The following is a 12,348-nucleotide window of genomic DNA, read 5'->3' on the forward strand; positions in this document are numbered from 1 at the left end:
TCGCCATTGACGAAAAAGTAGAACACGTTCTAGCGTCTAGGCGTGTTCTCTGACTCTCTCAACGATGCGATCGCCGAAGCCGAGAAGCTGGTAGCCGCCGCACCCTTCATCGAGACCGAAGCCGACCTGCTTGAAGGCATGCAATACCTGGCCGGTTGCATATCGGCCTGTATACATCTGGCAGTCGACTACGACCGCGACCATCCGTTCCTGCAGTCGGGCACCGGGCCATTCACCAAGATGGGTCTGGACAATCCCGACACTCTGTATTTCGGCACCCGCGTGCACGCCAACCACGACTACGTGGTCACCGGCGTCCGCGGTACCACCACCGACTTGAGCTTCCAGCTGCTCGGCGGTGAGTACACCGACGACAACGTGCCCGCCAGCCAGGCCGCGTTCGATGACCGCGAACTGGAGATCGCCGCCGACGGCACCTTCGAGTGGCGAGTGCGACCCACCAGCAATGGGCAATTGGTGATGCGTGAGGTTTACGGCGACTGGTCTGCCCAGCGCGGCACTTTGGCTATCTCCCGGCTGGACACCGCCGGCACTGCCCCGCCGCCGCTGACCCGCGACCTCATCGAAAAGCGTTATGCCACAGCCGGAAAGCAGCTGGTGCAGCGGGTGAAGACCTGGCTGCAATTCCCGCAGTGGTTCTATGACAATCTCCCGGTCAACACCATGGTGGCGCCGCGGCTGACCCCGGGCGGACTGGCCACCCAGTATTCGTCGGTCGGGCACTGGGATTTGCGGCCCGACCAGGCGCTGATCATCACCATTCCGACCAGCGATGCGCCCTACCTCGGCTTCCAGCTCGGCAGCCTGTGGTACATCTCGCTGGACTACATCAACCACCAGACGTCGTTGAACAACACTCAGGCACAAGCAGATCCGGATGGCAAGGTCCGCATTGTCGTCGCCGACGGGAATCCGGGTGTGACCAACTGGGTCGAGACTCTGGGACACCGGCGCGGGTACCTGCAATTCCGCTGGCAGCGAGTGTCACGGGAGCTGACCGATGCCGACGGGCCGACCGTGGAACTGGTCGACCTGGACGCGGTGGCGAGCAAGCTGCCGTATTTCGACCACAACAAGATTTCCGAGGATGACTGGCGTGCACGAATTGCGCTGCGCCAGCAACAAATTCAAGCAAGAATGCTGGGGTGACGATGTCAGGGATGCTCAAGAAGAAAGTAGTCGTCATCAGCGGCGTCGGACCGGGTCTCGGTACCACGCTGGCGCATCGATGTGCGCGCGACGGGGCGGATCTGGTGCTGGCGGCACGCACCGCCGAGCGGCTCGAAGAGGTCGCCCAGCAACTCAAGGACGCCGGCCACCAGGCGCTGGCGGTGTCGACGGACATCACTGACGACGATCAGGTGAACAACCTGGTCGAGCAGACGATGGCGACCTACGGCAAGGTCGACGTGCTGATCAACAACGCGTTCCGGGTGCCTTCGATGAAGCCGTTGGCGGGCACCACATTTCAGCATATCCGTGACGCGATCGAGCTCAGCGCGCTCGGGGCGTTGCGGTTGATCCAGGCTTACACCCCGGCGCTGGAAGCCTCCAAGGGTTCGATCGTCAACGTCAACTCGATGGTGCTGCGGCACTCGCAGGCCAAGTACGGTGCGTACAAGATGGCCAAGTCCGCGCTGCTGTCCATGTCGCAATCGCTGGCCACCGAGCTCGGTGACAAGGGTATTCGCGTCAATTCCGTTGCGCCCGGTTACATCTGGGGCGACACGTTGCAGGCCTACTTCAACCACCAGGCCGGCAAGTATGGCACCACGGCCGAGGAGATCTACCAGGCCACTGCGGCGAACTCCGACTTGAAGCGACTGCCTACCGAGGACGAGGTCGCCTCGGCAATTCTGTTCATGGCCAGCGATCTGTCCAGCGGCATCACCGGGCAGACATTGGATGTCAACTGCGGGGAGTACCACACCTAATGGCAGAGCGTACCGACGTCGGCACCGTCGAGGACATGCACGCGTCGGCAACCAAGCTGGTCGGGCTTGACGACTTCGGCGTTGACGACGACAACTACCGCGAAGCCCTCGAGGTGCTGCTGGAGTCCTATCGACGTGACGCCGGCCTAACTCCGTTGGGCAGCAAGATGAATCGTTTCTTCTTGCGCGGCGCGTTGGTGTCCAGGCTGTTCTCCGAATCGGCCTGGAAGCAGTATCCGCAGCACGCCGACGTCGCCATCGAGCGGCCGATCTTCGTCACCGGCCTGCCGCGCACCGGCACCACGATCTTGCACCGCCTGCTCGGAGCCGATCCCGTGCATCAGGGACTGCACCTGTGGCTGGCCGAGTTCCCGCAACCGCGTCCGCCGCGCGACGAGTGGGATGCCAACCCGTGGTACAGCTCGCTGAACGCGCAGTTCGAGAAGGCTCACGCGGAGAATCCGGAATACACCGGTCTGCATTTCATGGCCGCCTACGAGCTCGAGGAGTGCTGGCAGCTGCTGCGGCAGTCGCTGCATTCGGTGTCCTACGAGACGCTGTCGCACCTACCCACCTACTCGCAGTGGCTCTCACAACAGGACTGGACGCCGTCATACCAGCGGCATCGCCGCAACCTTCAGCTGATCGGGCTGAATGACGCCGAAAAGCGTTGGGTGCTCAAGAATCCCAGTCATCTGTTTGCGCTGGACGCGTTGATGACGACCTATCCGGATGCCCTGGTGATCCAGACGCACCGGCCGGTCGAGACGATCATGGGGTCGATGTGCTCGTTGGCGCAGCACACCGCCGAGGGATGGTCGACGACCTTTTCGGGCGCCCAGATCGGTGCTGACGCAATGGAAACCTGGTCGCGCGGTCTGCAGTTGTTCAACACCGCACGCGCCAAATACGACCCCGCCCAGTTCTGCGACGTCGACTACCGCGACTTGATCGCCGATCCGCTCGGGACGGTCGCCACGGTGTACCGCCACTTCGGCCTGGACCTGACCGACGAGGCGCGAAAGGCCATGGAGGACAGCCACGCCGAGAGTCAGACCGGCGCGCGGGCCCCGAAGCACAAGTACTCACTGGCCGACTACGGGCTCACCGCCGACGAGGTCAAGGAGCGCTTCGCCGGGCTGTGATCGGCCTTCGCCCAGGCGGCACAGCGGTAATTTCTCCCGATGGGGGCAATCACCGCGGTGAATCAGTCTTCTTCTGGGCGCTCCAGGTAGCCCTCGGCGACCGCGTGTTCGATGCTGTCGGACAGGCGAGGGCAGGACCTGGTTCGTGCCGGATCACCGCCGGATTCCCGCACCTCGGTGAAGTAGGCACAACGCGCAGACGCATTGGTATTCCATTGCACCGCGGTATGTCCCGGTCCCATCCTGCGCACGGTCACCGTGACATGGCAGAAGCGGCAATCGACCGGCTGCAGACCTGACGTCAGGTAGCGCTGCCGATCGGCCAGGCTGGCCTCGCGGACCGCAGCCGCACGCTTCGGGTCGTTAGCGAAATCCCTTGACTTCGACCATGATCCAGACCCGCCGTGGTGGGCGGGTTTGTCCTCGTGGTCGTGGCCGTCGCCGTGCAGCAAAAGCATCGACCGGGCGAGCCGATCGACGTCGGGAACCGCCGGCTGATCGTCACCCATGTCGTCAGTGCTGTTCGGCTGGAACTTCTTCGGCCGCAGCAGCTTCGGCATCCCGTGCTTTGAGGTTCTCGGCGACCTCGACGTTCCAGTGTTCGATAGCGCGGCTGGTGTCGACCTCGATCTCGAAGCGCTCCACCATCTCCGGTTCGACGTCGGCGGCATCGACGTAGAACTGCTGATACCAGCGACGCAGCTGGTACACCGCGCCGTCTTCCTCAACCAGCAGCGGGTTGTCGATCCTTGTCTTGTGCTTCCAGATCTCGACGTCCTGCAAAAAGCCCTTGCTGACACCTTCGGTGAAGACCCTGGACAGCTTCTCGGTCATCTTCTCGTCCATGCCCTTAGGCTTTTCGACGATGACGCCCCACTGCAGCACGAACGAGTTCTGGGTCACCGGGTAGTGGCAGTTGATCAGGATCGATTCGGCCTTGTAACCGCCATAACTGTTGTGCAGCCAGTTGATCATGAACGACGGGCCGAAGTAGGAAGCCTCGGAATCCAGGTGCGCCTCGCCGTAGGAGGTACCCAGATCACTGACGTCCGGGCGGCCCACGTTGTGCAGGTACTGCGAGGCGATGTGGCCCTCGAAGACGTTCTTGAAGTACGTCGGCAACCCGAAGTGGATGTAGAAGAAGTGCGCCATGTCGGTGACGTTGTCAATGATGTCGCGGCAGTTGGACCCCTCGATGAGGATGCTGTTCCAGCGCCACTCGGTCCACTCGTCACTGTGGGACTCCGGGATATCCGGAATGCGCACAGCGGGGTCGGGCGGGTTGTTCTCGTGGTCGTGCCAGACGAACAGCAGACCGCCGCGCACGTCGGTCGTCCAGGAACGGGTGCGTGCCGTCTTGGGCGTGCGCTTCGCGTAAGGCACCAGCTTGCAGCGGCCATCGCCGCCCCAGCGCCAGTCGTGGAACGGGCACGCGACCTCGTCGCCCTTGACGGTGCCCTCGGACAGGTCCCCGCCCATGTGGCGGCAGTAGCCGTCGAGCACCTTGATGTCGCCGTGGGAGTCCGCGAAGACCACCAGCTTGGTGCCGAACGCCTGAATCGAGTGCGGCTTGCCGTCCTGGAAGTCCTTTGCGACGCCCAGGCAGTGCCAGCCGCGGGCGTACCGGGTCGGCAACGCGCCGGGATCGATTTCCCGGATGCCGACCGCTTTAGTGTCGGTACTCACCTGTCACCTCCAGCATTGTTGCCCTCTAACTAGAACACGTTACAGTTTTCTGCCATGGACGCGCAACGACAGCGGGCCTAGCTGCGTTGTCCGGGGGGCGCTTCACGCTTGGGGTATATCTAGACGATGCCACTGTTTGCTTTCGAGGGTCGGGCGCCCCGGATCGATCCGACAGCTTTCGTGGCGCCGACCGCGACCCTGATCGGCGACGTCACGGTCGAGGCCGGGGCGTCGGTCTGGTTCAACGCCGTACTGCGCGGCGATTATGGGCCGATCGTCGTGCGAGAAGGCGCCAATGTGCAGGACGGATCGGTGTTGCACGCGCCACCGGGCATCCCCGTCGACATCGGACCGGGCGCGACGGTGGCCCATATGTGTGTCATTCATGGCGTTCACGTGGGTTCTGAGGCAATGATCGCCAACCACGCCACTGTTCTGGACGGGGCGGTGATCGGTGCGCGCAGCTTGGTCGCAGCGCATTCTCTGGTGACCGCCGGCACGCAGATTCCGGCCGGCGTGCTGGTGGTCGGAGCGCCGGCTCAGATCAAGGGCCCGATCGCCGGAACGGGTGCCGAGATGTGGATCAACTTGAATCCGCAGGCCTATCGCGATCTCGCGCAGCGGCATCTCACCGGGCTGGAGCCGATCTAGACCATCGGGATCAATGCGAAAGTTCCGTCGGCTGATATCCGGCCGGCAACTTCAGCACGCGGTTGCGGAAGTCGACCACATACACGTCGTCCTGTGGCCCGACCGCGATCCCATAGGGCGCGAAGAGATCGCCGAAAGGCAACACCGCCACCGTGTTCGAGCCCGCCGTCAATCGCAGCACCCGATTGTTGTTCAAGTCGGTGACGTAGACGCTGTTGCTGCGGTCGATCGCGACGCTGTTCGGGAAGTTCAGGCCGGTGAATGGGAGAATCTCCGGGGTGGTCGAGCCCGCGGGCAGCTTCTGCACCCGGTTGTTGCCGGCGTCGGCGACGTAGATGCCGTCGCTGCTGTCCACCGCGAGATCGTAAGGCTGGTTGAGTCCGGTGAACGGAACCGGAACCTGAACCGTTGAGCCGACGGGCATTTCGAGCACCTGGTTGTTCTTGAAGTCGGCGACGTAGACATTGCCGACGCTGTCCGCCGTCACACCATGGGGCTCGGTCAGGCCGGTGAAGGGAAGTTCGATCTGGGTCTTGGAGCCGGCGGGAAGTTCTAGCACCCGCTTGTGGTATTGGTCGACGACATAAAGATCGCCGTGGTGGTTCGTGGCCAGACCGGCCGGACGGTCCAGGCCGGTGAACGGCAACTCGATTGGGGTGTTCGTGCCGGCCCGCAACTCGAGCACCCGGTTGCCGCCGGAGTCGGCGACATACACGTTGCCGGCGTTATCTACTTCCACCCCTTCGGGATCCGCGAGGGTGAACGGCAGCACGACCGCGCCAGACGTGGGCGGCGCAGCGCTTGGGGTCGTGGTCTGGGTGGACGATGCCTTGCCCGACGACGTTTGCCCGAAGGCGAGGTAGCCGGCCACGGCGATGACCGCAATGACCACGACGGCCGCGGCGACCATGATCGTCAGAGAGGGCCGTGACCGCCGTTGCGGTTTGACCTTTGCGGGTGTCTCGAACTCCCAATCGTCGTCCATGCGCCGGCTCCTCAACCACCACGGTGTTCGCGACACCAGGACACTACCGCGCGGCTTTCCCGGCGCATAGCAACTTCAGAAGAAAAGCGCTGACCAGAAATGCCGGTTCAACTTCCCAGTGGTACCGTCTCGTATCCCGCGGGCAATTTGAGCACCCTGTTGTGGAAATCGGCGACGTAGATATCGCCCTGCGGGCTCACCGCCACCTCAAATGGGGCGACCAAATTGCTGAACGGCAGTCTTGACACGGTATTCGAACCGGCCGTGAGCTTGAGGACCCGATTGTTGTTCAGGTCCGTCACGAACACGTTGCCGCTGTGGTCGATCGCCACACTGTTCGGGAAATTCAGACCGGTGAACGGCAGGTCGACCGGCGTGGACGTTCCCGCCGCCAGTTTCACCACCCGGTTGTTGCCCGCGTCGGCGGCATACACGGTGTCGGCCTCGTCCACCGCTAGGTCGTAGGGCTGGTTGAGGCCGGTGAATGGCAACTCGACCTGAGTATTCGAGCCTGACGGCAATCCCAGCACCCGATTGCCCTTGAAGTCGGCAACGAAGACATCCCCCCGGCTATTCACCGCGATTCCATGAGGCTCTTCGAGCCCGGTCATCGGCAATTCGACCGGTGCGCTCGCGCCGGCCGGTAATTTCAGTACCCGCTGGTTTTTCTGGTCGACCACATAGAGGGCATTGTGGCCGTCCACCGCTAGACCGCCCGGCTCTTTGAGTCCGGTGAAGGGGAGCACGATCGGCTTGTCAGAGCCGGCTTTCAGCTCCCACACCCGGTCGGTGCCCGAGTCGGAGACGTACACGTTGCCCGCACCGTCCGCCTCCAGCCCGTCGGTATCCACGAGCTCGAACGGCAGGGCGGACGTGGCGGATTTCGCCGCAGGCGTCGGACTGGGCTTGACGGAGGCCTGGGTTGCCGATGTCCGGCCGAACAGTAGGTAGACGGCGACGACCGCGAGGATCACCAGCGTTGCCGCGCCGGCGATGGACAGGATCCGCAGCCGCAGGTGCGACCGACTCGTTGCGGGGTTCTTCGACCTGATTTCGTCCATGGGAACCAGGAGAGTACCGCGCGACGCCGCACCCGCACAGGAAGATCCAGGTTAATTCCGGGTTTGCAGACGACCTAGATCTTGCGGGTATTGGCGGCGGCGCGGTCCATCTCCCAATAGGCCCGCAGGGCAACCAGTTTGCCTTCGTCGTTGGCCTTGTAAGTGAACACGCCTTCGGCCGTCGTCTGGTAATCGCCCGTCGTGATCAGGATGTGGCCGACGTTCGCTTCCTCGTTGCCGCACTGGTAGGTATCGCGGAAGAAGAACTCGATCTTGGTGGTAGGGGCGATGGCCTTGTCCCAGAACGCCGAGATCGCGTCGCGGCCGCGGTGTCCCTTACCTTCGGGGTCGAAAACCGACGGCCCGATGGGATCCTCGACGATGGCGTCGTCGGTGAAAACCTCAAGCCAGGCTTGTTTGTCCCTGGCGCCGACTGCCTCGCGCGAGCGACGGCCCGCCTCGTGGGCGGGATTTTCGCTCACGCGCTGACTTTCTCGGGCTTGTCGGCACCGACCACCCACATGGAGTAGTACTGTGAGCCACCGCCGTAGGCGTGTCCCAACGCTTTTCGGGCGTTAGGAACCTGGTGGTCGCCGCCCTTGCCCATCACCTGGATGGCCGCCTCGGCGAAGCGAATCAGGCCCGACGCGCCGATCGGGTTCGACGACAGCACCCCGCCGGACGGGTTCACCGGCAGCTTTCCGCCGATCTTGGTCTCGCCGGCCTCGGTGAGCTTCCAACCCTCACCCTCGGGGGCAAATCCGAGGCTTTCCAACCACATTGGCTCGAACCAGGAGAATGGCACGTAGATCTCGGCGGCGTCGATCTCGTCGATCGGGCTCTTGATGCCGGCCGCCTCCCACAGTGCGGCGGCCGCGTCACGGCTGGCCTGCGGGCTGACCTGGTCGCGGCCCGAGAATTGCAGGGGCTCGGTGCGCAGCGCGGTCGCATGGATCCACGCCACCGGCTCGCCTTGTGCCAAGCGGGCTTCGGCGATCTCCTCGTTACCGATCACGACCGCGGCGGCACCGTCGGACGACGGGCAGGTCTCGTCGTAGCGGATCGGGTCCCACAGCATGGGGGACTCCATCACTTTTTCCACCGTGATGTCGGGCTGATGCAAGTGCGCCAGCGGGTTGCGGGCCCCGTTGAGCCGGTCCTTGACCGCGACGATGGCACCGATGTTCAACGGTGCTCCCGAGCGGCGAATGTACGAGCGCACGTGCGGGGCGAAGTATCCACCCGCGCCGGCGCCGACCGGCTTGATGAATGGGATCGGAATCGACAACGCCCACATGGCATTTGATTCCGACTGCTTCTCCCATGCCATGGCCAGCACGCGCTTGTACTTGCCCGACTGCACCAGGCTGGCCGCCACCACCGCGGTGGATCCGCCGACCGATCCCGCGGTGTGCACCCGGATGAGCGGCTTACCGGTGGCGCCCATGGCATCGGCCATGAACAGCTCCGGCATCATGACGCCCTCGAAGAAGTCGGGCGCCTTGCCGACCACTACCGCGTCGATGTCGTCGAACGTGGAACCGGAGTCGGCCAGCGCCCGGTCGATGGCCTCACGCACCAGGCCGTTCATCGAGACGTCCTTGCGCTTGGCTACGTACTTCGTTTGCCCGGTACCCAGTACCGCGGCGAGGTGCGCTCCTGCACCGGCCATCAGTTCTTTCCTTCCATGACCGCGACCAGGTTCTGTTGCAGCGCAGGCCCGCTGGTGGCGTGCGCCAGCACCCTATTCGCAGAACCGTCCCAGATGTGTTGTGCGGCAAATCCGATGCGCTCGAGACCGGCAACGAACATGGGGTTGGCCGACAGCGCACCGCCGGACGGATTGACTTTCGTCTTACCCGGGATCCGAATGGCGTCCGTCAGGATCAGGTGCTGGTGGGTGAACGGTGCGTGGATCTCGGCGACGTCGAGGTTGGCGGTGGTGCCGCCGGTGGCCGCCTTGGTCGCGGCCCGCGTCGACGGAGAGTCGGTGAGGTCGCGTGCACCGAGCACCGGGGTTTCGATGCGATGCTCGATTCCGGTTATCCAGGCCGGGTTTTCGCGCAACTCGCGTGCGCGGTCGTCGGCGGCCAGCACGATCGCGGCGGCGCCGTCGGTGATCGGTGCGATGTCGTGCCGGCGCAGCGGGTCGGCGAAGTAGGGCCGGTCCAGCAGGCCTTCGACGTTGACCGCCGATTCCACCTTGTCGACCCGGCGGGCGTTGGCGAATGAATCGAATGCGACTCGGGCCATCTGCATTTCGCTCCACTTGCCGGAGTCGAGTCCCAGGCGGGCCTGCAGCCCGGCCATCGACACCGAGTCGGGCCACAGCGGCGCGACGGTGTAGGGGTCGGTCTGCCGGGACAGGATCTGGCGCAGGATGCCGGCCGAGGACTTGCCGAAGCCGTACACCAGCGCGGTGTCCACCTCGCCGGTCAGGATCTTGATGTAGGCCTCGTAGAGGGCCCAGGCCGCATCCATCTCGACGTGCGACTCGTTGATCGGCGGTACGGCACCGATCGAGTCGATCGCCGAGATGAACGAAAAGGCCCTTCCGGCAAGGTAATCGGACGACCCGGAGCACCAGAAGCCGATGTCGGTCCGGGCGATGCCCAGCTCCTCGTAGAGCTGGGCGAAACACGGAATCAACATCTCGACGCCGTTGGTGGTGCCGTCAGTGCGGCGGACATGCGGGGCGTGGGCAAAGCCGACGACCGCAACATTGCGTTCGCTCATGTGTTCCTAAGCCCTTTACAGGTGGTGCTTGTAGGTGTCGTACTCGGCGTCCGGTTCACCGGTGGGCCGGAAGTACTCGATGTTGTCGATGCCAAATCCCCATTCCTCCCGGGGCTTCCACACCGCTTCCACTCGCATGCCCATCCGGACCTCGTGCGCGTCGATGTCGGCGACCAGATGCAGGAACGGGATGTCGGCGCCGTCCAACAGCACATAAGCGGCCACATAGGGCGGCTTGATGCGCTGTCCCTGGAACGGGATGTTGATGATCGCGAACGTTGTCACGGTGCCCTTGTCCGGCAGCTCGACGAACTCGGTGGTGGGCTGGCCGGTGGCCGGGTCCGCACCGTGCGGCGGGAAGTAGACCTTGCCGTTCTTCCCCGTCTTGGCGCCCAGCAGCTTGCCTTCCGCGATGGCGCGCAGGTAAGCGCTTTCCTCGTGCGAGGCGCTGTGCTGAATGGTCAGCGAGACCGGTGTGACGATCATCGTGACCGGGTCCTGGTCGCTGGGGGGTCCCTCGGGTTCGGCGTCCTCGCCCAGCGCGAAGTAGGCGATGTCGGTAATGGAGCCCACGGTCTCGTCGGCCCAGTGCACATGCACCCGCGCGCCGGTCTCGATCTTGTCCGGTGCGCCGGCGTCGACGGCGTGGATCATCGCGGTGTCGGCGCCGTCCAGCTTGATCAGGGCCCAGGCGAACGGGCGGTCCAGCGGTTCGCCCCCCAGCGGCTCGGCCTGCCAGGTCCAGGAGACCACGGTGCCGACGGGTGAGACCGGTACCATCTCGCCCAGCGGTTCGTAGGTGACCGGGTCGTACTCCGGCGGTGGCACATGCACCCGGCCATCCGATCCGCGCACCCCGAGGACGCGGCGCCCACGCAGTGCGGTGAAGAAATTGCTAAGCGTGGTACCGACTGAACGGGTGTAGTCGAATGCCAGAGTTAACGGCGCTGAGAGGGGCGGCTCGGAGTGATCGATCGTGGTCGGGCCGCTCGAAGTGGCTGTCACGCCATCGAGTAGAACAGGTTCTAAGAACCGTTTCAATATCGGGTCCGGTTCGGCCAGGAAAGGCGGAGACATGAAGCTGGGTTTGCAGCTGGGATATTGGGGCGCTCAACCGCCGGAGAACCACGGCGAGCTCGTGGCCGAAGCGGAGGCCGCCGGATTCGACGCCGTGTTCACCGCCGAGGCATGGGGTTCGGACGCCTACACGCCGCTGGCGTGGTGGGGTTCGTCGACGCAACGGGTGCGGCTTGGCACTTCGGTCGTTCAGTTGTCCGCGCGCACCCCGACGGCATGCGCGATGGCCGCACTCACTCTCGATCACCTTTCCGGTGGCCGGCACATTCTCGGGCTCGGGGTGTCCGGGCCGCAGGTCGTGGAGGGCTGGTACGGCCAGTGGTTCCCCAAGCCGCTGGCCCGCACTCGTGAGTACATCGACATCATCCGCCAGGTGTGGGACCGCAAGGCGCCGGTGACCAGCGACGGCCCGCACTACCCGCTGCCGCGGACCGGCGAGGGCACCAGCGGCCTGGGCAAGCCGCTCAAGCCGATCACCCACCCGCTGCGCAGCGACATCCCGATCATGCTGGGCGCCGAGGGACCGAAGAACGTCGCGCTGGCCGCCGAGATCTGCGACGGCTGGCTGCCGATCTTCTACACGCCGCGGATGGCCGACACCTACAACGAGTGGCTGGACGAGGGCTTTGCCCGGCCGGGTGCCCGCCGCAGTCGTGCGGACTTCGAGATCTGCGCGACGGCCAACATCGTGATCACCGAGGACCGCAGCGCCGCGTTCGCGGCCATGAAGCCCTACATCGCGCTCTACATGGGTGGAATGGGCGCCGAAGACACCAACTTCCACGCCGACGTGTACCGCCGGATGGGCTACGCCGACGTGGTCGACGACGTCACCAAGCTGTTCCGCAGCAACCAGAAGGACAAGGCCGCCGAGATCATCCCCGACGAGGTCATCGATGATGCCGCGATCGTGGGCGACGTCGACTACGTCCGTAAGCAGATCAAGTCCTGGGAGGCGGCGGGCGTCACGATGATGGTCGTGTCCGGCCGCAGCGCGGAGCAGGTCCGGGAGCTCGCCACGCTCGTCTAGACAGTTCTTGCTACATGTCAAG

Annotated in this window: 13 protein-coding genes; 5 read left to right on the forward strand and 8 right to left on the reverse strand. The window is 64.4% G+C overall.

All coding sequences use genetic code 11. The annotated features are described in order from the left end of the window. Window positions 1-42: 42 nt before the first annotated feature. Genes AAHS21_RS09425 through AAHS21_RS09435 form a run of 3 tightly spaced genes read left to right on the forward strand, consistent with a single transcriptional unit; the run spans window position 43 to window position 3,100 of the window. Window positions 43-1,170 (forward strand): hypothetical protein, encoded by a 1,128-nt coding sequence (locus AAHS21_RS09425; RefSeq protein WP_342927403.1) that lies wholly within the window; start codon window positions 43-45, stop codon window positions 1,168-1,170. A gap of 2 nt (window positions 1,171-1,172) precedes the next feature. Continuing rightward, window positions 1,173-1,955 carry an SDR family oxidoreductase gene (locus tag AAHS21_RS09430; RefSeq protein ID WP_096290277.1) on the forward strand — a complete coding sequence of 261 codons (783 nt, stop codon included), beginning with the start codon at window positions 1,173-1,175 and terminating at the stop codon, window positions 1,953-1,955. Beyond that, the gene (locus tag AAHS21_RS09435; protein WP_342927404.1) at window positions 1,955-3,100 is read left to right on the forward strand and encodes a sulfotransferase; all 1,146 of its coding nucleotides are present in this window, start codon (window positions 1,955-1,957) and stop codon (window positions 3,098-3,100) included. Before AAHS21_RS09430 ends, AAHS21_RS09435 begins: the two co-directional genes overlap by 1 nt. A 62-nt stretch (window positions 3,101-3,162) precedes the next feature. On the opposite strand, the gene AAHS21_RS09440 is transcribed toward AAHS21_RS09435, so the two are convergent. Continuing rightward, window positions 3,163-3,609, reverse strand: a complete 447-nt coding sequence (locus AAHS21_RS09440) for a hypothetical protein (RefSeq protein ID WP_342927405.1) — start codon at window positions 3,607-3,609, stop codon at window positions 3,163-3,165. A 4-nt stretch (window positions 3,610-3,613) separates the two neighbouring features. Then, complete coding sequence (locus AAHS21_RS09445) at window positions 3,614-4,786, reverse strand: Rieske 2Fe-2S domain-containing protein (RefSeq protein WP_342927406.1); 1,173 nt, start codon at window positions 4,784-4,786, stop codon at window positions 3,614-3,616. A gap of 126 nt (window positions 4,787-4,912) precedes the next feature. Here AAHS21_RS09445 and AAHS21_RS09450 point away from each other — a divergent pair, with 126 nt between their 5' ends. Continuing rightward, on the forward strand, window positions 4,913-5,437 hold the full coding sequence (locus AAHS21_RS09450; RefSeq protein ID WP_096290274.1) for a gamma carbonic anhydrase family protein: 525 nt from the start codon (window positions 4,913-4,915) through the stop codon (window positions 5,435-5,437). A gap of 10 nt (window positions 5,438-5,447) precedes the next feature. On the opposite strand, the gene AAHS21_RS09455 is transcribed toward AAHS21_RS09450, so the two are convergent. The 6 genes from AAHS21_RS09455 to AAHS21_RS09480 all read right to left on the reverse strand — a co-directional run bounded on the left by AAHS21_RS09455 (window position 5,448) and on the right by AAHS21_RS09480 (window position 11,224). Continuing rightward, complete coding sequence (locus AAHS21_RS09455; RefSeq protein WP_342927407.1) at window positions 5,448-6,422, reverse strand: NHL repeat-containing protein; 975 nt, start codon at window positions 6,420-6,422, stop codon at window positions 5,448-5,450. Window positions 6,423-6,529: 107 nt separating this feature from the next. Further along, window positions 6,530-7,483: an NHL repeat-containing protein gene (locus tag AAHS21_RS09460; protein ID WP_342927408.1), complete on the reverse strand. Its 954-nt coding sequence runs from the start codon at window positions 7,481-7,483 to the stop codon at window positions 6,530-6,532. Window positions 7,484-7,557: 74 nt separating this feature from the next. Further along, window positions 7,558-7,965, reverse strand: coding sequence for a nuclear transport factor 2 family protein (locus tag AAHS21_RS09465; RefSeq protein WP_342927409.1), 408 nt, complete (start codon window positions 7,963-7,965; stop codon window positions 7,558-7,560). Next, entirely contained in the window at window positions 7,962-9,155 is a 1,194-nt protein-coding gene (locus tag AAHS21_RS09470; protein ID WP_342927410.1) for a thiolase domain-containing protein, read from the reverse strand. Before AAHS21_RS09470 ends, AAHS21_RS09465 begins: the two co-directional genes overlap by 4 nt. Beyond that, on the reverse strand, window positions 9,155-10,219 hold the full coding sequence (locus AAHS21_RS09475) for a thiolase domain-containing protein (protein WP_342927411.1): 1,065 nt from the start codon (window positions 10,217-10,219) through the stop codon (window positions 9,155-9,157). Before AAHS21_RS09475 ends, AAHS21_RS09470 begins: the two co-directional genes overlap by 1 nt. Window positions 10,220-10,234: 15 nt before the next feature. Beyond that, a complete protein-coding gene (locus AAHS21_RS09480; protein WP_342927412.1) occupies window positions 10,235-11,224 on the reverse strand; it encodes an OB-fold domain-containing protein in 990 nt (329 codons plus the stop codon). Between the two features lie 70 nt (window positions 11,225-11,294). Here AAHS21_RS09480 and AAHS21_RS09485 point away from each other — a divergent pair, with 70 nt between their 5' ends. After that, entirely contained in the window at window positions 11,295-12,326 is a 1,032-nt protein-coding gene (locus tag AAHS21_RS09485; RefSeq protein WP_342927413.1) for an LLM class F420-dependent oxidoreductase, read from the forward strand. The last annotated feature ends 22 nt before the right edge of the window (window positions 12,327-12,348 follow it).

It is taken from the genome of Mycobacterium sp. 050272, from assembly GCF_039023525.1.
In the GTDB taxonomy this organism is placed as follows: Bacteria; Actinomycetota; Actinomycetes; order Mycobacteriales; family Mycobacteriaceae; genus Mycobacterium.